Origin of the sequence: Streptomyces smaragdinus (assembly GCF_009604385.1) — a bacterium.
Classification (GTDB): Bacteria; Actinomycetota; Actinomycetes; order Streptomycetales; family Streptomycetaceae; genus Streptomyces; species Streptomyces smaragdinus.
On record NZ_WEGJ01000004.1, the window covers coordinates 84,860 to 103,508 of the forward strand.

The 18,649-nt window shown below is 73.3% G+C and carries 16 protein-coding genes; 2 read left to right on the forward strand and 14 right to left on the reverse strand.

From position 1 onward, the window contains the following. Nucleotides 1-68: 68 nt before the first annotated feature. From SRB5_RS09020 to SRB5_RS09040, 5 genes are all read right to left on the reverse strand, one after another. Nucleotides 69-2,300, reverse strand: coding sequence for a beta-xylosidase/alpha-l-arabinosidase (locus SRB5_RS09020; protein ID WP_153450968.1), 2,232 nt, complete (start codon nt 2,298-2,300; stop codon nt 69-71). A 39-nt stretch (nt 2,301-2,339) separates the two neighbouring features. Further along, nucleotides 2,340-3,104: a carbohydrate ABC transporter permease gene (locus SRB5_RS09025; protein WP_228389935.1), complete on the reverse strand. Its 765-nt coding sequence runs from the start codon at nt 3,102-3,104 to the stop codon at nt 2,340-2,342. Between the two features lie 113 nt (nt 3,105-3,217). Beyond that, nucleotides 3,218-4,222, reverse strand: a complete 1,005-nt coding sequence (locus SRB5_RS09030; RefSeq protein ID WP_153450970.1) for a carbohydrate ABC transporter permease — start codon at nt 4,220-4,222, stop codon at nt 3,218-3,220. Next, nucleotides 4,223-5,554, reverse strand: coding sequence for an extracellular solute-binding protein (locus SRB5_RS09035; protein WP_153450971.1), 1,332 nt, complete (start codon nt 5,552-5,554; stop codon nt 4,223-4,225). A gap of 120 nt (nt 5,555-5,674) precedes the next feature. After that, nucleotides 5,675-6,718: a LacI family DNA-binding transcriptional regulator gene (locus SRB5_RS09040; protein ID WP_153450972.1), complete on the reverse strand. Its 1,044-nt coding sequence runs from the start codon at nt 6,716-6,718 to the stop codon at nt 5,675-5,677. A 257-nt stretch (nt 6,719-6,975) separates the two neighbouring features. Between SRB5_RS09040 and SRB5_RS09045 the strand changes: the two genes are divergently transcribed. Further along, on the forward strand, nt 6,976-8,070 hold the full coding sequence (locus SRB5_RS09045; RefSeq protein ID WP_153450973.1) for an NADH:flavin oxidoreductase/NADH oxidase: 1,095 nt from the start codon (nt 6,976-6,978) through the stop codon (nt 8,068-8,070). 24 nt (nt 8,071-8,094) lie between these two features. On the opposite strand, the gene SRB5_RS09050 is transcribed toward SRB5_RS09045, so the two are convergent. From SRB5_RS09050 to SRB5_RS09085, 8 genes are all read right to left on the reverse strand, one after another. Then, complete coding sequence (locus tag SRB5_RS09050; protein ID WP_194292882.1) at nt 8,095-9,273, reverse strand: tetratricopeptide repeat protein; 1,179 nt, start codon at nt 9,271-9,273, stop codon at nt 8,095-8,097. A 169-nt stretch (nt 9,274-9,442) separates the two neighbouring features. Beyond that, nucleotides 9,443-11,128, reverse strand: a complete 1,686-nt coding sequence (locus SRB5_RS09055; RefSeq protein ID WP_456114907.1) for a DEAD/DEAH box helicase — start codon at nt 11,126-11,128, stop codon at nt 9,443-9,445. A 163-nt stretch (nt 11,129-11,291) separates the two neighbouring features. Then, nucleotides 11,292-11,780 carry a hypothetical protein gene (locus SRB5_RS09060; protein ID WP_153450975.1) on the reverse strand — a complete coding sequence of 163 codons (489 nt, stop codon included), beginning with the start codon at nt 11,778-11,780 and terminating at the stop codon, nt 11,292-11,294. Nucleotides 11,781-11,993: 213 nt separating this feature from the next. Then, nucleotides 11,994-13,010, reverse strand: coding sequence for a hypothetical protein (locus SRB5_RS09065; protein WP_153450976.1), 1,017 nt, complete (start codon nt 13,008-13,010; stop codon nt 11,994-11,996). 108 nt (nt 13,011-13,118) lie between these two features. Beyond that, nucleotides 13,119-13,910 carry a 3-hydroxybutyrate dehydrogenase gene (locus SRB5_RS09070; protein ID WP_153450977.1) on the reverse strand — a complete coding sequence of 264 codons (792 nt, stop codon included), beginning with the start codon at nt 13,908-13,910 and terminating at the stop codon, nt 13,119-13,121. Between the two features lie 104 nt (nt 13,911-14,014). Beyond that, nucleotides 14,015-14,494: an NUDIX hydrolase gene (locus SRB5_RS09075; protein ID WP_153450978.1), complete on the reverse strand. Its 480-nt coding sequence runs from the start codon at nt 14,492-14,494 to the stop codon at nt 14,015-14,017. Nucleotides 14,495-14,528: 34 nt separating this feature from the next. Beyond that, complete coding sequence (locus SRB5_RS09080) at nt 14,529-15,089, reverse strand: hypothetical protein (RefSeq protein WP_153450979.1); 561 nt, start codon at nt 15,087-15,089, stop codon at nt 14,529-14,531. Nucleotides 15,090-15,112: 23 nt separating this feature from the next. After that, nucleotides 15,113-15,940, reverse strand: coding sequence for a glutamate racemase (locus SRB5_RS09085; protein ID WP_323377350.1), 828 nt, complete (start codon nt 15,938-15,940; stop codon nt 15,113-15,115). Nucleotides 15,941-15,996: 56 nt separating this feature from the next. Here SRB5_RS09085 and SRB5_RS09090 point away from each other — a divergent pair, with 56 nt between their 5' ends. After that, nucleotides 15,997-17,157: a glycosyltransferase gene (locus tag SRB5_RS09090; RefSeq protein WP_323377352.1), complete on the forward strand. Its 1,161-nt coding sequence runs from the start codon at nt 15,997-15,999 to the stop codon at nt 17,155-17,157. 10 nt (nt 17,158-17,167) lie between these two features. On the opposite strand, the gene SRB5_RS09095 is transcribed toward SRB5_RS09090, so the two are convergent. Next, on the reverse strand, nt 17,168-18,499 hold the full coding sequence (locus tag SRB5_RS09095; RefSeq protein WP_153450981.1) for a TerD family protein: 1,332 nt from the start codon (nt 18,497-18,499) through the stop codon (nt 17,168-17,170). Nucleotides 18,500-18,649 lie beyond the last annotated feature (150 nt).

Genomic DNA, 18,649 nt, shown 5'->3' on the forward strand with positions numbered 1-18,649 from the left:
AGCCTCGGACTGACTCCCCCTCCCCGGCGGCCGCCCGGCTCCCAAGTATTTCGGGCGGCCGCCCGCTTTCAGGGGCGGCGCGGGCGGAAGGTCATCCCGCAGCGCAGCCGCCGGTCGTGCCCCACCACGCGCTCCTCGCCGGTGAGCGTGACCCGCACCCGGTGACGGGTCTCCAGACTGGAGGACGACAGCCGCAGCTCCAGCTCCCCGGGCTCGACGATCCGGCGTCCGTCGGGACCGGTGTACGCGGCGAGGTCCGCCGGGAAGGTGACCCGGACGTCCGCGGAGGCGCCGGGGTCCAGGGGGACGCGCAGATAGCCGACCAGCCGGGCCTCGGGCAGGGCGACCCTCCCGACCGGGTCGTGCAGATACACCTGGACGACCTCGGTGCCGGGCCGCGCCCCGGTGTTGCGCACGGTGACGTCGAGCGACACCTCCCCGTCGACCGTCGTCTCGGCCGCGGCGGCCGACGGCGCGTCCCAGGCGAACTCCGTGTACGCCAGGCCGTGTCCGAAGGGGAACAGCGGCCGCGGGTCGAGGCTGCTGGCGTCGTTGTGCCAGCCCAGCGGGGGCGCCAGATAGTTCCACGGCTGGCCCCCGGGCTCGCGGGGCACGCTCACCGGCAGCCGGCCGGAGGGTTCGACCCGCCCGGCGAGCACCCCGGCGACCGCCGGGCCGCCCTCCTGGCCGGGGAAGAAGGCCTGCACGATCGCCGCCGCCCGGTCCGCCCAGGCCCCCAGCGCGTACGGCCGGCCGCTGAGCAGCACCAGCACCACCGGCGTACCGGAGTCCAGCGCCGCCTCGACCACCTCGCCCTGGCCGAACGGCAGCAGCAGGTCCGGGGCGTCGCAGCCCTCGCCGGAGGTGCCCCGGCCGAAGAGGCCCGAGCGGTCGCCGACGGCGACCACGCACACGTCGGCCCGCGCCGGGTCGTCGACGAAGCCGGCGCCGGGAAGTTCGGCGCGCAGGGCCTCCGCGAGGGTGGGGACCTTGATGCCCATGGGCAGTTCGGGGTGTTCGACGCCGACGTGGCGGGGGAAGCTGTAGCAGCCGAGCATGGCGGCCGGTTCGTCGGCCAGCGGCCCCAGCACGGCGATCCGTGCCTCGGCCGGCAGCGGCAGGGCGCCGCCGTCGTTGGCGACGAGGACCACGGACTCCTCCGCGAGCCGGGCCGCGAGATCGCGCAGCCGCGGGGGGTTGAGGTCGGCGGTCTCCGGGACGGCGGGCTCCCAGCCGGGGTCGAGCATGCCGAGGGCGCACTTCTGCGTGAGGACACGCAGCGCCGCCCGGTCCAGCAGCTCGCGCGGCGGGCTCGCCGCGGGGAAGCAGCGGCCGGCGGGCAGCTCCACGTCCACGCCGGCGGCCAGGGCCAGCTCCGCGGCCTCGGCGTCGGTCGCGGCGACCCGGTGCGCGGAGCGCAGGAAGGTCACGGCGAAGTAGTCGGAGACGACGGTCCCGGTGAAGCCCCACGCCTCGCGCAGCAGCCGGGTGAGCAGCTCCGGGTCCGCGTGCGCGGGCAGCCCGTCGATGTCGTTGTACGCGGGCATCACCGACCGGGCGCCCCCGTCCCGCAGCGCCATCTCGAAGGGAGGCAGGATGACGTCGGCCAGCTCGCGCGGGCCGAGCGGGGCGGGGGCGTGATTGCGGCCGGCCCTGGAGGCGGAGTAGGCGGCGAAGTGCTTGAGGGTGGCGACGATCCCGGCGGACTCCAGGCCCCGGACGTACGCGGTGCCGATGGTCGCCACCAGGTACGGGTCCTCGCCGATGGCCTCCTCCGTACGCCCCCAGCGCGGGTCGCGGACGACGTCCAGCACGGGTGAGAGGCCCTGGTGGACGCCGACGGACGCCATCGTCGCGCCGATGGCCGCGGCGGCCTCGCCGACCAGGCCGGGGTCGAAGGAGGCGCCCCAGGCCAGGGGGGTGGGGAAGGCGGTGGCCTGCCAGGTGGTGAATCCCGTCAGGCATTCCTCGTGGGCGATGGCCGGGATGCCGAAGCGGTTGCCGGCGCGGATCCGGCGCTGCAGCGCGGCGAGTTCGGCGGCGCCCTCCACGGGGGCCACGGGGGCGGTGCCGAACGGGCGGGTGAGGTGGCCCAGTCCGTACGGCAGCAGTTCCTCCAGCCCGACCGGCTCGCCGAGCGCGTGCTGCAGCGGCGCCACGTCCGCGCCGTCGTCGTCATCGTCCGCACCGAGCCAGACGCTCACCAGCTGGGCGGCCTTCTCCTCGTCCGTCATCCGGGCGAGCAGATCGGCCGCCCGCCGTTCGTCGGGCAGTTCGGTGTCCTGCCAGGGCTGGACCATGGGACTCCTCGGATACGTGGGCGGGTCGGAGCGCGGGGGTCAGCCCTTGGTGGCGCCGAGCGTGATGCCGCCGATGAGCTGGCGCTCGGCGACGGCGTAGAAGGCGAGCGCGGGCGCCATGGCCAGGACCAGATAGGCGAAGATGCGGGCGGTGTCGGCGGAGCGTTCGCCCTGGTACTGCTGGATGCCCAGCGGGATGGTCCACCAGGTCTGGTCGCTGAACACCAGCAGCGGCAGCAGGAAGTTGTTCCAGCTGCCCACCACCGCCAGCACGGACACGGTGCCCAGCACCGGGCGCGCCATCGGCAGCAGGATCCGCCAGAAGAAGCCGAGCGGCCCGCAGCCGTCGAGGGTGGCCGCCTCCTCGAGGTCACCGGGGATGGCGCGGAAGAACCCGCGCAGGATGACGATCGTCACCGGCAGCCCGAACGCGGCCTGCGGCAGGATCACCCCCCACGGGTTGTCCAGCAGCCCCATGGTGCGCAGCATCACGAACAGCGGCACGATCGCCGCCGCGAAGGGGAACATCAGCCCCACCGCGAACAGCGTGAAGAGCACCTCGCGGCCCCGGAAGGCGAACCGGGCCAGCGCGAACGCCGCCAGCGCCGCCGCTCCGACGGTCAGCACGGTCGTACCCAGGGCGATGACGACCGAGGAGCCGAAGGACCGCCAGAAGCCGGACGAGCCGAGGATGTCGCCGTAGTTCTCCCACACCCAGGGCGAGGGCAGCCCGAAGGTGTTGGTGGAGAGCTGGTCGGTGGACTTGAACCCGGAGATCAGCGCGTACAGCAGCGGTGTGACCATGAGCGCGCCGACGACCAGCACGATCACGTACAGCGGTACGGAACGGATCCGGCGCCGGCGCACGGCGCGGGCCCGGGCCAGGTCCTGCGCCGCCGTCGCCCCGCCCGCGGCCGTCATCGGTTGGCTCGCATGTTGGTGAGGGCTCCTTCGGTGTCGCGGCGCATCACGAACCGCTGGTAGGCCAGCGCGAAGACCAGGCTGATCAGGAACAGCGCGATGCTCAGCGCGCTGGCGTAGCCGACCTCGAAACGCTTGAAGCCGTACTGGAAGAGGGTGACCGCCATGGTCTCGGAGGCGTGGTCGGGGCCGCCGGCGGTCGTCACCCAGACCAGGTCGAAGAGCTGGATGGCGCCGATGACGGAGAGGAAGACGCTGATCCGGACGGTCGGGCCGAGCAGCGGCAGCGTGATGTGGCGGAAACGCTGCCAGGAGCCGGCGCCGTCGATCCGGGCGGCCTCGTGGAGTTCGGCGGGGATGTTCTGCAGTCCGGCCAGGTAGAGCATCATGTGGAAGCCGAAGTACTTCCAGGTCATGACGAGGAACAGGGTGGCCAGCACGCTGTCCTGGTCGGCGAGCCACAGCCCGCCGAGCCCGTCCAGTCCCACGGCGCCGAAGCTCTTGTCGGCGAGGCCGACATCGGGGGCGAAGATCATGCCGAAGAGCACGCCGGTGATCACTTCGGAGAGCACGTACGGCGCGAAGAACAGCATCCGGTAGATCGCCCGCCCGCGCAGCTTCTGCGTCAGCAGCACCGCCATGGCCAGGGCGAACGGCAGCTGCAGGGCGACGGAGAAGAGGACCAGCAGCAGCCCGCGCCACAGGTCGCCGAGGAAGACCGGGTCGTCCAGCAGCCGGCTGTAGTTGCCGGTGCCGGTGAAGTCCTCGGGCGAGCCGAAGCCGCCCCAGTCGAAGAAGCTGACGTACGCGGCGTACATGATCGGCGCCAGGACGAGCAGGCCGAACAGTACGAGCGCGGGCACCGTGAAGGCGACCGCGGTGAACCACTCACGGATACGCCGGGACGCCGGGCGCCCGCCGGCCCGGCCCCGGGAGGAGACCGGGGCCGGGGACGGCGGGGCGGGGGGCGTACCGTCGGCGACGGTCGATGTCCCCTTCATCTACTGGCTCTTGAAGACCTGGGTGATGGACTTGGCCACGTCGGCGGGTGACTTGGAGCCGGCGATGAGCGCGCCGGTGCTGTCGTTGATCTCCTGGCCGACCGCCGGCGGGTAGTCCTGGTCGAGGTAGAGCTGGAAGCCGGTGGAGCCGTTCAGCGCGTCCGACACCTGCTTGAGGTTGGGGTCGCTGAGGGCGTCCGCGGCGGCGGTGACCACGGGGATGAGGCCGGTCTCCTTGACGAGCTTGCGGTCGAACTCCGCGGCGGCGAAGAACTTCACGAACTCCAGGGCCTCCTTCGGGGCTCCCTTGCGCAGCGCGTGGCCGCCGCCCCCGCCGAACACCTCGGTGAGCGCGCCCTTGCCGCCGTCGACCGCGGGGAACTGGAAGAACCCGAGGTCCTCGCCGATGCCCTTGCCCTGGTCGCTCTCCACGGTGGGCGCCCACTGGCCCATGAGCTCCATGGCGGCCTTGGCGTTGCCGACGGTGGCCGCCTGGCCGGTCGGGGTGGAGTACGCGGCGCCGAGGAAGCCCTTCTGGAAGGGCTTGAGGTCCACGAGCTCCTTCAGGTGCTCACCGGCCTTGACGAAGTCGTCGCCGGTGAAGTCCTTGGACTCGGCGGCCTGGCGCATCTGGTCCAGTCCGGCGATCCGCATCGCCAGATAGGACCAGTAGTACATCCCCGTCCACTTCTCCTTGCCGGCCAGGGCGATGGGGGTGATGTCCGCGTCCTTCAGCGCCCGGACGGCGTCCAGATACGCGGCCCAGGTGGTCGGCGGGGCGTCGATACCGGCCTGCGCGAAGAGCTTCTTGTTGTACCAGAAGCCGACGGCGCCGATGTCGAACGGGACGGCGTAGGTCCTGCCGTCGAGCTCGTAGGGCTTTTTGGCCGCCGCCATCATGCCGCCGGTCACGTCGGCGGCGGACTCGGTGAGGTCCTCCACGAGGCCGGCCTCGACCTGCTGGCCGAGGACGCCGCCGCCCCAGGTGTGGAAGATGTCCGGAAGTTTTCCGGAGCTGATCAGGGCGGTCATCTTCGTCTTGTACGCGTCGTTCTCCAGCACCACCGGCTTGATCCGCACATGGGGGTTCTGCTTCTCGAACTCCTTGGCGCGGGCCGCCCAGATGCTTTTGCCGGGATCGCCGGTGGTGATGTTCCACCATTCGACGACGGTTCTGCCGGAACTGTCCTTGCCACCGGAGTCGTCACTGCCGCAGGCGGTGAGCGCGGCCGCGCCCAGACCGGCCGCGGAGGTGGCTGCCAGGAACCCCCGGCGGGAGAGCCCGTGGCGGGCGGTGGAAGCGGATCGGGGCGTCGGCTCTAAGGATCGCATCGCACACCTTCCGGAAAGGTTCCGAAAACTCTCGGTCGATGCGCACGGAAATTACGGGCGTGACACGCCGGTGTCAACGCCCGTAACGGAAAACGCTGTTGGGTTGTGACCCGGGACAGCTCAGCCGCGGGGGCCCGTACTCGAACGGACGACCAGTTCGGTGGCCAGTTCCACGCGCGCGGAGGCCGGTTCGATCCCCTGGGCCAGGCCCAGCACGGTGCGCGCCGCCAGCTTGCCCATGTCGGACAGGGGCTGGCGGACGGTGGTCAGCGGGGGCGCCGACCAGCGCACTTCGGGCAGGTCGTCGAAGCCGACGACGCTCATGTCCTCCGGTACGCGCAGCCCGCGGCGGCGCAGCGCCTCGATGGCGCCGAGGGCCATCTGGTCACTGGAGGCGAACAGGGCGGTGGGCGGCCGCTCGAGGGCGAGCAGGTCGTTGCAGCCGGCGAAGCCGGACTCGGGGTAGAAGTCGCCCTGCACGATCAGGGTGTCGTCGACGGGCACCCCGGCGCCGTCCAGCGCCGCCCGGTAGCCGTCGAGCCGGGCGCGCGAGCACAGCAGCCGGGCGGGGCCGGCGACGAATCCGATCCGGGTGTGCCCGAGCCCCAGCAGATGCTCGGTGGCGGCCATGCCGCCGGCCCAGTTCGTGGCGCCCACGGTGGGCGCGTCCAGGGCGAACGCGCCGGCCGGGTCGACGACCACGAGCGGCACGCCGAGCCGCCGGAGCTCCTCGTGCATGAGGGGCTCGAGCGCCGACGTCACCAGGATCACGCCGTCCGTGGCGCGGGCGCGCAGATTGGTCATCCACTGCCTCGCGGAGCCGGCGCGGTCGTGGATCGCGGAGACGACGGTGCCGACGCCGGCGGCGTGGGCGACGTCCTCGACGCCGCGGATGATCTCGACGGACCAGGGGCTGTCCAGATCGTTGAAGACCAGGTCGAGCAGCGCGGCGCGGTCGCCGGGGGCCGAGCGGCGCTGATACCCGTGCCGGCGGAGGAGGTCCTCCACCCGGGCCCGGGTGGCCGGCGAGACGTCGGAGCGGCCGTTGACGACGCGCGAGACCGTGGGCACCGAGACACCGGCCTCCCGGGCGATGTCCGTGATCGTCACCTTGGGCGCATCGCCCGCGGCCTCCCTGCCCTTGACGCCGTCCCTCGACACCATCCCACCTTCCGTCGACGAGCGGGGCTCCGGCTCCGCGAACGCTCCGGATCCCAAGGCCCGTACCCCGAGGCGGTCTTGACCGTCCGGGGCGATCAGTCCCCGAGGAGCGTCAACACTACCGGAAGCCTCCCGGAAACTATCGAGCGATCTTGCCCGGGGAAGAAATTTTCTTCACGACGCCGTTATAAGGCTCACACAAATAGCGCGCGTGTGCAATCATTAATCCGTACCGGCAACGCGTTCACCAGGAGCCCGCGATGACGTCCCTCTTCACCCCGTACACCCTGCGGTCGCTGACCGTCCCCAACCGGATCTGGATGGCACCGATGTGCCAGTACAGCGCCGTCCCCGAGGGCGCGGCGGCCGGGGTGCCGACGGACTGGCATCTGGCGCATCTCGGCGCGCGGGCGGCGGGCGGGACCGGACTGATCCTCACCGAGGCGACCGCGATCAGCCCCGAGGGCCGGATCAGCCCGTACGACCTGGGCATCTGGAACAACACCCAGACCGAGGCGTTCCGCCGGATCACCGCGCTGCTGAAGTCCCAGCACACCGTGCCCGGCATCCAGCTCGCGCACGCCGGACGCAAGGCGTCGACCGAGCGCACCTGGGCCGGCGGCGGCCCCCTCGCGCCGGACGAGCCGTACGGCTGGACGCCGCTGGGCCCGAGCCCGCTGGCGTTCGGCGAAGCGCACACGGCGCCCGAGGAGCTCACCGTGGCGCAGATCGACGCGATCGTACGGGAGTTCGCCGACGCGGCGCGGCGCGCGCTCGCGGCCGGCTTCGAGGTGGCCGAGGTGCACGGCGCCCACGGCTATCTGATCCACCAGTTCCTCTCCCCCGCCAGCAACCACCGCACCGACGGCTACGGGGGCACGTTCGAGGGCCGCACCCGGTTCGCGCTCGAGGTGACCGACGCCGTCCGCGCCGTCTGGCCCGACGAACTCCCGCTGTTCTTCCGGGTGTCCGCCACCGACTGGATCGGGGCGGACGACGACCGCGAGGGCTGGACGGCGGACGACACCGTCCGGCTGGCCAAGGAGCTCCAGGCCCGCGGCGTCGACCTGCTGGACGTCTCCACCGGCGGGAACGTCACGGGCGTACGGATCGAGTCGGGCCCCGGCTACCAGGTCCCCTTCGCCGCCCGGGTCCGCGCCGAGTCGGGCCTGCCCACCGCCGCCGTCGGCCTGATCACCGAGCCCGCCCAGGCCCAGGAGATCCTCGCCGCCGGCCGGGCGGACGCCGTCCTCCTGGGCCGTGAGCTGCTGCGCGACCCGTACTGGGCGCAGCGCGCCGCCCGCGAGCTCGGCGCCGAGGCGCACCGCCCGCACCAGTACCACCGGGCGGCCTGACACCCCGCCGGAGGTCCGCCCCGCTCAGGGGCGGGCCGACGGCGCGGGGCCGAGAGTCGTGGTGCCGGGCGAGGCGCGGTGGCCCAGGCCCGTACGGTACGTCTCCAGCGCGGCCTCGGTCCGGCCCGCACGCCGCAGCAGGTCCCCCAGCAGCCGGCACAGGTCCGCCAGGTCACCGGCCGCGCCCGCCGTCTCCAGCAGGGCCAGCGCGTTGACGTAGTGCTCCTCCGCGCGGTCGTCGTCCCCGGCGGCCTCGGCGATCAGCCCCAGCAGCCGGTGGGCGCCGGCGGCGTGCACCGTACCGAACCCGGGGCGGGCGGGGTCGAGGAGAAGCTGCAGCAGCTGGGCCGCCTCGGACGTGCTGCCCCGCCGGCGCAGCACGTCCGCCAGCTCCACCTCCACCTGCGCGGTGAACAGCACGGCCCGCTTGGCGAGAAGCATGTCGCGGGCCGTACGCAACTCGTGCTCGGCCGACTCCAGTTCGCCGCGCTGGGCCAGCACATAGCCGCGCATCCAGTGGCAGTGGGCCAGCTCGGTGCGGATCTGCAGCCGCTCGAACAGCTCGGTCGCCCTGGCCAGCGACGCGTCCGCCTCCGCGGTACGGCCCTCGGCGAGGAACGTCCGGGCCACAGAACGGTGCATCGACGCCACCGCCGCCGGGTCGTCGACCCGCGGCTCCAGGGCCAGCGCCTGCTCCGCTGCCTGCGCGGCGCGGGCGTGGGCGCCCATGTCCATGTACGGGGGGATGGCCGCCGTACACAGGATGAGCACGGCGGTGGGGTCGGCCGCGCCGGTGGCGGCCAGGCGCTGCAGCTCGGCCTCGATGAGATAGCAGGAGTAGCGCAGTTCGCCGGAGAGCAGATGGGCCACCGCCCGGCCGCGCACCGCCCGCGCCCGCTGCGCCGGCTCGTCACCGGCGATCAGCCGCTCCGCGGCCTCGAAGTGGTCGCGGGCCTTCTCCAGCTCCCCGTTCTCCAGCCCGCAGTGGCCGAGGCCCAGCAGCGCCTGCGCCTCCTCCCGCACCAGCCCCCGGGCGCGGGCCTCGCCGAGCAGCACACCGTACTGCCCGGCCGCCACCCGCGGGTCCCCGGTGGCCAGCGCCCGGCGGGCGGCGTCGAACCGGGCGCGCAGCCCGGCCGCGGCGTCCCCGGCGACGGTCCGCTGTATACGGCGCCCGGTGTCGGACTGCTCGTCGGCCTGCATGTCGGATCGGCTCCCCTCCGGCGCCGGGTCGGGGGACGCAGCGTCCCACGACGTCGACACGCCCACCCGACAACCCCGGTTTTCCTGCGTTGTCACCTGATTCAGCGATCTGCTTACCACGCAGGGGGCCCGCACCGCCAGAGCGGGAGGTCCGACGCCCGCCGCCGGCTCAGCGGCCCGGCGACGTACGGCGGCGCTGCGGGGCTCCGGAGGTCTTGCGGGCGGAGGACTGCGCCGTCTTGCGCGCGGGGTTCTGCCCGGTCTTGCCCGCCGGGTTGCGGTCGGTCTTCTTCCGCCCGGCGGCCTGCGCGGTCTTCTGCCCGGAGCCGGCGGTCTTCCCGCCGCCCCCGCCCGTCCGCTTCGCGGGCGCCGCGCCCGTCCCGGCCGCCGCCGGCCGCCGGCGGGAGCGGGACGCCGGACGGGCCTTCGGCCGGGCGGCGGGCTGCTGCGGCACCTCGATGACGACGGCCGTGCCGGACGGCTCACGGGCGCCGGTCAGCCGGGCCAGCTCCTCGTCCGTGGACTTCACCTGCAGCGCCCGGGGCCGGATGCCGGCGTCCGCCATCAGCTTGCCGACCTCGCGCTTCTCCTCGGGCAGGACGAGGGTCACCACGCTGCCGGACTCGCCGGCGCGCGCGGTGCGGCCGCCGCGGTGCAGATAGTCCTTGTGGTCCATCGGCGGATCGACGTTCACGACCAGGTCGAGGTCGTCGATGTGGATGCCGCGGGCGGCGACGTTGGTGGCGACGAGCGCGCTGACCTGGCCGGTCTTGAACTGGTCCAGGGTCCGGTTGCGCTGCGGCTGGGACCGGCCGCCGTGCAGTCCGGACGCCCGTACGCCGCTGGCCAGCAGCCGCTTGGTGAACCGGTCCACGGCCCGCTTGGTGTGCAGGAAGAGGATCACCCGGCCGTCGCGGGCCGCGATCCGGGTGGCCACCGCCCGCTTCTCCGTCGCGTCGGCCACGTACAGCACGTGGTGCTCCATGGTCGTCACGGCACCGGCCGACGGGTCCACGGAGTGCGCGACCGGGTCGGTGAGGAACTGGGTGACCAGCCGGTCGACGTTACGGTCCAGTGTCGCGGAGAACAGCAGCCGCTGGCCGTCCGGGCGCACCTGCTTCAGCAGCCGGGTGACCTGCGGCAGGAAGCCCATGTCGGCCATCTGGTCGGCCTCGTCCAGCACCGTGACGCCGACCTGGGCGAGGTCGCAGTCGCCGCGCTCGATGAGGTCCGCCAGCCGGCCGGGCGTGGCCACCAGCACCTCCGCGCCGCGCCGGAGCGCCGCGGCCTGCCGGGTGATCGACATACCGCCCACCACGGTGGCCAGCCGCAGGCTCACGGACTGCGCGTACGGGGTGAGGGCGTCGGTGACCTGCTGGGCGAGCTCGCGCGTGGGCACCAGCACCAGCGCCAGCGGCGCCCTGGGCTCGGCCCGCTGTCCGGCGAGGCGGGCCAGGACGGCGAGGCCGAACGCCAGCGTCTTGCCGGAGCCGGTACGGCCCCGGCCCAGCACGTCGCGGCCGGCGAGGGCGTTGGGCAGGGTGGCGGCCTGGATCGGGAAGGGCTCGGTGACGCCCTGCTCGCCGAGGGTGGCGAGGAGTCCGCCGGGCAGCTCGAGGTCCGCGAACGCGGCGACGGGAGGCAGCGCGGGCACCCGCGGCTCGGGGACGGCGAAGTCCCCGCCGGTCGCGGGGGCCGGCCGCTTGGCCGCGGCGGTCCGCTTCCCGGTCGTGGGGCGTCGGGGCGCGCGCCGGCGGCGCGGGGTTTCGGTCATGGTGCTGGGTGCCTTCCTTGGCCCTGGTGGAGAGCACAAGCGAAGGCCGGGAAGCCGGGCCCCGGATACGGGCCCGCTCATGCTGTGGGGAGGCGAGACCCATATCCGCGTCGACACGGCATAGACGCTGCCTGATCACATTGTAGGCGGTGCTCCCGCGACCCCGGGGCCGCAGGTCCCGCGCGCACACGGGCGCCGCCGCCGGCACGGAGCTGCCGGCGGCGGCGCGGGCCCTGCGGGGGGCTCAGTGGAAGGTGAGCGAGGCGGAGCCGGCGGGGGCCGATATCGAGCCCGGGCACAGGAAGCTGCCGCCGCTCTTGCGCGCGGTGAACGCCTGGTTCGTGTACGCGCGGGTGGTGCCGCTGCGGGTCCAGCCGGCGTTCGTGGCCCGGTAGCTGCACGAGAGGAAGCTCTGGCGCACCGTGATGTCGATGAGGTCGGACGTCGCGGTGCCGGCCGCGTCGTCGAAAACCAGCGTCGGGCTGTTGTTGAGGGTGGCACTGGCACCGCCCGTACAACTGACGCTGCTGTTGACGGAGGCCGCGGCGATCGTCAGGGTGGCCGGCGGGTCCGCGGTGGCGGTGGCGTTCGTCCAGCTGCAGGTGCTGCCCGCGGCCGTGATCGAGCCGTCGACCAGCAGCGCCTGGGCACCGGCACTCGCCGCGGTGGACGCGCCGGCGGTGACCGCGACGACCAGGGCCGTGACGCAGGACAGTTTGGTGGTGAGCCTCATGTCACTCCTTCATGCCGCTCTTGTGGGGGCAGAGCCGTACCCGGGTCCGCTGTGGGTGGTGCGGACCGGGCCTGTCATGGACCATCCCACGAACGAGACTTACTGTCAGGTACGCGTCAAGAAATTGGCCGGATGCGGTCCCCTCGGATCCGTGGACGGACGGGCCGTGCGCGGGGAGTCGCGTACGACCGTCGCGCCACGGCCCGGACATCCTCAGGACGCCGTGCGGTACACCCAGTCGTTCATGGAGACGACGTAGTCGTTCCGGTTCTCCCGGTACTCCATGCAGTACGTGGTCGGATACCAGCCCGCGATCCGCCAGGCACGCGGCTGCCTGAACGGCACGCAGCGGTCGGCGACGGCGCCCGTGCGCAGGTCCTCGAACCACTTGGTGGTGATCATCGCCTCGTAGAAGGAGACCTCGCCGTCGTAGGCGCCGTAGATCCAGGTGTGGGTGAAGGGCACGCCGTGGAACTCGGGCGCGGTGTCGTCGATGAGGTGGTTGCCCATGGCGGGCTCGACCGCGTCGAGGTCCTTGAAGACGGGGTCGACGTAGCGCCCGGGCACCGGGATCTTGGCGCGCGCGTAGTCGTCGCAGTCGGTCACGACCGGGCAGGGGCCGGTCCGAATGGCGTTACGGCCGGCAAGGGACTGGATATAGAAGTGGACGTCGAAGTGCGGGACGTCGTAGACCCCGGGCGGGATGTGCCCCATGGGGTTGTAGTTGGTCAGCGACCAGTTGAACGGGGTGTCCACGTTCTCCAGGAACGCCTCGGGCATGTCGAGGACGCCCTCGTGCCCGACGGCGCACTCCGTGTGGAGGTCGAGCCGGCCGTCGCCGTCCTTGTCGAAGCAGTACGTGCCGTCGCTGACCGCGGTCGGCAGATTCCGCAGGGTGGCGGGCGTGAAGGTGACGCCCATCGCCACCGGGCGGTGACCGGACCGCTGGGTGTAGCCCCGGAGGAAGCCGTCGCCGCGCGGGATCGCGGTGCCGTACTCCGCGCACGGCCCCCGGTAGGAGCGGGTGGTGCGCAGCAGCCGGCCGGCGGTCTGCTCCGGGACGTGTACGGTGCGCTCCCGGCCGTGGGTGTCGCGCGGCGCCTGACACAGGGTGGTGAGCCCGGCGTCGGTGCCGGTCGCGGCGCCCGAGCCCGCGGCGAGGAAGCCGAGGGACAGGACCGCGGCGAGCAGGGCGCGGCGTAAGCGTTTCTCGGGGCGTGACTGGACCATCCCGGCCTCCTGGACGAGCGAAAGGGCACTTTCGCCAGAAATTACCAGGGGGGGCAATCGCCCTGACTTATCTGCGGAAACAGATGTCGGGGTTCCGGGTACGCCCGGTCAGTGGGCCGTCCAGCCCCCGTCCATGACCAGCGACGTTCCGGTGACGAACGACGTCCGCGGGCCGCAGAGGTAGGCCACGGCGTCGGCCACCTCGACGGGCTCGATGAGCCGTTTGACGGCGGTGTCGGCCAGCAGCACCTCGGCGACGACCCGTTCGGCGGGGATGCCGTGCGCGGCGGCCTGGCCCTCGATCTGCCGCTCGACCAGCGGGGTGCGGACGTATCCGGGGCAGACGCAGTTGGACGTCACCCCGTGGGCCGCCCCCTCCAGCGCGGTGACCTTGGACAGTCCCTCCAGACCGTGCTTGGCGGCGACGTAGGCGGACTTGTACGCGGAGGCGCGCAGCCCGTGCACGGAGGAGATGTTGACGACGCGCCCCCACCCCTGCCCGTACATGTGCGGCAGGGCGCCGCGGATCAGCCGGAACGGGGCCTCGAGCATCACCGTGAGGATCCGCGCGAAGGTCTGCGGCGGGAACTGCTCGAGGGGGCTGACCAGTTGCAGGCCGGCGTTGTTCACCAGGATGTCGGTGCCGGCCGCGGCCTGTTCGGCGGCGTCGAGGTCGGTGAGGTCCAGGGGCTGCGCCACGACGGCGCCGGGCAGGCCGGCGGCGGCGGACGTGAGGGCGTCGAGGCCGTCCGCGTCCAGATCCACGGCGCGGACCTTCGCGCCGGCGGCGGCCAGCCGCAGCGCGCAGGCCCGGCCGATGCCGCCGGCCGCGCCGGTGACGAGGGCGGTGCGGCCCGTGAGGTCGGTGGGTTCGGGGGCGGAGGGTGGGGTGTGCGCCATGACGGCAGGCTAGGCAGCGCGCCCCCCGCGGGCCGATGTGCACCGGCCACACAATCCCCCGGGGCGCGGTGGAGTGTCCCCCCATGCGCCCGGGGGCCGCCCCGTCAGAACTCCCCGGCCGGCTCGAACCAGGCGGGGCCCTCGGCCTGCGCGTGCTTGATCCGTACCAGGGAGAAGTCCTCGAGCTCCGGCAGCTCGTCCAGCGGGAACCAGCCGACCTCGAGGGACTCGTCGTCGTTCACCCGCGCCTCGCCGCCGACCGGGCGGCAGCGGAAGGTGATGTCCATGAACTGGCACCGGTCGCCGTTGGGGTACGTGACGGGCTGCAGCCCCTGGACCAGCACCACCCGCTCCGGGATGACACGGACCCCGGTCTCCTCCAGCACCTCGCGGGCGGCGGTCAGCGCCGGCTGCTCCCCCGGCTCGGCGATCCCGCCGAGCACCGACCAGCGGCCGGTGTCCACCCGGCGGTTGAGCAGCACGCGGCCGTCGTCGTCGAGGACCACGGCGGAGATGCCGGGCAGGAAGAGCAGCTGCTTGCCCACGCCGGCGCGCAGCTCACGGATGAAGTCGGGAGTCGCCATACGGCCACCCTACGGCGGCGGGGCGGACGGCTCCTCAGGTCTCCGCGGGGGTCTCGGGCCGCATCCGCATCCGGTCGCGGATCACCCGCACCGCGTCCTGGGCGTCGTCCACGGTGACCGTGAACACGTGATCGCCCACCAGCCGCAGCCGGAACCCCTCGCCGCGGCGCACCACCACACAGGTGCCCTTGTCGGGCCGCCAGCGGTAGCCCCAGCCGCCCCAGTGCCGGGGTGTGATCACCGTGACGAACTCGGCGCCCAGCACCTGGTCGAGGGGGATCCGGCGGCGCGGCACCCCGAGGTGGCCGCAGCGCACCTCCAGATGCCGGTCGTCGACCTTCACCGCCACATGGACGAACGCGAGGGTGCCGAACAGGACCAGTACGCCGGCGGCGATACAGCCGACGATGGACATCACCAGCGGGGCGAGGCCGGAGGTGAAGGGCGATTCGACGGCCAGCTCGATACCGAGCGCCATACAGGCCGCGCCCACGGCCGCCAGCGGCCACTGGACACGGTTTCTCGCCCTGCCGGTCCAGACGGCCGCCGGGGCGGAAAGGGGGATGGGGGTGTCGCCGGGGGGTTGCGCCCTCATGGCGCCAGCCTACGCCCGTCGGCTCACCCCGGCAGGTACGCGGCGGAGAGCAGCCGGCCCTCCGCGTAGGCGAGCGCCTGGGCGGGCAGCTCGGCGCGGCGGCCGCTGTGGATCACCGTGAGCCGGCCGTACGGACCGGCCTGCGTCTGCGTCTGTGTCTGTGTCTGCGGGAGGGGCGCGCTGCCGATGCGGCGCAGGGCCTGCGCGGCGACGGCGTCGGCGGAGCCGTGGAAGGCGACGGGGAGGCCGTCGGGGAGCTGGACGGCGGTGCGGATCTGTTCGGCGACGAGCTCGTAGTGCGTGCAGCCGAGGACCAGGGCGCGCAGCCCGCGCGGGGTCTGTCCGGCGGCGGCGGCCACCGCGGCGGCCACGGCGTTCTCGTCGGCCTGCTCGACGGCCTCCGCCAGGCCCGGGCAGGGCACCTCCGTCACGTCGGTGCCGCCCGCGAAGGCGGTGATCAGGCCGCGCTGGTAGGCGCTGCCGGTGGTGGCGGGGGTGGCCCAGACAGCGACGGGGCCGCCGGCGGCCGCGGCGGGCTTGATCGCGGGGACGGTGCCGATCACCGGGATCCGGGGCTCGAACTCCGCCCGGGTCGCCTCCAGGGCGTGCACGGTGGCGGTGTTGCAGGCGATGATCAGGGCGTCCGGCTCGTAGGCGGCCGCGGCGCGGGCGCACGCGAGGGCGTGACCGCTGAGGTCCTCGGGGGTCCGCGGGCCCCACGGCATGCCGTCGGGGTCACCCGAAAGAATGAGGTGCGCGTCGGGGCGCAGCCGGCGCACGGCCGCGGCCGCCGCGAGCAGCCCGATGCCTGAGTCGACCAGGGCGATCACGGGCGCGGTGTTGTTCGGCACGGAATCACTTTAAATGATCGAGGCCACCGGCCCCGAAACTGCGGCACACTGCGGCCGTGACCTCCAACGACTGGCTCACCTGGACCGCCGTCGCCTCGCTCGCCGGCTGGCTGTGGCTGCTGCTCGGCCAGGGCGGCTTCTGGCGCACCGACGTACGGCTGCCGCGACACACCCCGCCCGCCGACTGGCCGGCGGTGGCCGTCGTCGTACCGGCCCGCGACGAGGCGGCCGTCCTGCCGGACAGTCTGCCGTCGCTGCTCGCCCAGGACTATCCGGGTCCGGTACGGATCTTCCTGATCGACGACGGCAGCACGGACGGCACCGGGGAGCTGGCGGCGCGGCTGGCCGCCGAGCACGGCGGGCCGGGGCTGACGGTGGACTCGCCGGGTGAGCCGGCGGAGGGCTGGACGGGCAAGCTGTGGGCGGTGCGGCACGGGATCGCCCTGGCCCGCGAGCGGACGGACGCCGAGTACCTGCTGCTGACGGACGCCGACATCGCGCACCGCCCGGACAGTCTGCGCGAGCTGGTGAGCGCCGCCCGCTTTGGCGGGTACGACATGGTGTCGCAGATGGCGCGGCTGCGGGTGGCCACCGGCTGGGAGCGGCTGATCGTGCCGGCGTTCGTGTACTTCTTCGGCCAGCTCTATCCGTTCCGCTGGGTGAACAACCCCGGCGCCCGCACCGCCGCGGCGGCCGGGGGCTGCGTCCTGCTGCGTACGGACGCGGCCGTACGGTCCCGGGTCCCGGAGTCGATCCGCCGCGCGGTGATCGACGACGTGTCCCTCGCCCGGGCGGTCAAGCGCGACGGCGGGCGGATCTGGCTGGGGCTGGCGGACCACGTCGACAGCGTGCGCCCGTATCCCCGGCTCGCGGAGCTGTGGCGGATGGTGTCGCGCAGCGCGTACGCCCAGCTGCTGCACAGCCCGCTGCTGCTCGCGGGGACGGTGCTGGGGCTCCTGGTGATCTACGTGGTGCCGCCGCTGGCGGTCGTGGCCGGGCTGCTGGGCGGGCCCGGGGCGGCGCTCGCGGCGGGCGGTGCGGCGTGGGCGCTGATGGCGGCCAGCTTCTGGCCGATGCTGCGGTACTACGGGCTGCGGCCGTGGGACGCGCCGCTGCTGCCGTTCACGGCGGTGCTGTATCTGCTGATGACGGTGGACTCCGCCGTGCGGCACTACCGCGGGCGCGGTGCGGCCTGGAAGGGCCGCACCTACGCCTGACGGCCCCCGGTCACTTGCGGCCGGGGGTCCACTGCATGCCCCAGCCGTACGCCTGGTCGATGGTGCGCTGCGGGCTCATCCCGCGGGGCACCACGAGATAGCGGGCCTCGCGCTGGACCAGCAGATCCCCGCCGTTGTTGGTGATCAGCGCGAGCGCGCAGACGGTGGACGGGACGGTGCACTCGTCGAGGGAGAAGTCGATGGGCGCGCCGTGCTGCGGCTGCAGGGTGACCGTGGCGTTGAGGCCGGAGAAGCTGCGGGCGCCCTCGTAGATCGTGACGAAGATCAGGATGCGCCGGAAGGCCTGGGTGGCGTCGAGGTTGATGGTGAGGTTCTCGCCGGTGGCCACGGCGCCGGTGCGGTCGTCGCCGTCGAGGTGGATGAACGGCGGCATCTGCAGCGAGCCGAAGGCGTTGCCGAGGGCCTGGACGACGCCCTTGGAGCCGTCGACGAGCTCGAACAGCGCGCACAGGTCGAGGTCGAGGTCGTTGTGCATGGCGACGGCGCGGCCGCGTTTGGAGCCCCAGCCCTTGAACTGCTTGCGCACCTCCCAGTTGAGGTTCACCCGCATCACGCCGGTCGTGCCGCCCTGCTTGGACAGCGAGACGGCGGGCGCGGCCTTGGTGAGCGTGACCCGGGTCGGCGCGGGCGGCGACGGGGGCGCGGGCGGCGGGGTGTGCGGCACGGGCGCCGGGGGCGGAGTCGGTGCCACGTACGGGGACGGCGGCGGGGCCGGCGTCGCGATCGTCGGCGTCGGAGTCCGCACGGGCGCGGGCGGGGGCGTGCGCTGCGGCGGGGGCGCCGGGGCGTGCTGCGGTTCGTCGACGCTGATGCCGAAGTCCGTAGCCAGGCCCTCCAGTCCGCTGTTGTAGCCCTGGCCGACGGCCCGGAACTTCCACGAGCCCTGGCGCCGGTACAGCTCCCCCAGGATGAACGCGGTCTCCGCGCGGGCGTCCGTCACCTCGTAGCTCATCAGCTCCGCGCCACCGGCGGCGTTCAGGACCCGCACCCGCAGTCCGGGCACCTGCCCGAAGTTCCCGCCGTCCGCGGACGCGCACAGCACGATGCGCTCGACCGCGGGCTCGACCCGGCCGAGGTCGACGCCGATCAGATCGAGGCTCTGCGCGCCGCCGGTCCGCTTCCCCTCGTGCCGGACGGCGCCCGAGGAGTGGGCCGGCTGGTTGTAGAAGACGAAGTCGGCGTCGCTGCGGACCCGGCCGCTGCTCAGCAGCAGCAGCGCGGACGCGTCCACGTCCGGCACCCCGGGTCCCGGCCGCCAGCCGAGCTCCACCCGCACCGACGGCACGGCGACCGCCGCGTTCTCTCCCTTGCGCAACGACATCCCCACGCCCTCTCACCCACGGAAGAACCCCAGGACCACACGGTATTGCCAAAGGACCGCGACGAGCCCCCGATCGGGCGTTTCACAAGGTACCCGGACCAGCCCTTAACAGGATCTCAACACCGCGGAAGGTCCGATTTCCCCAAGTTC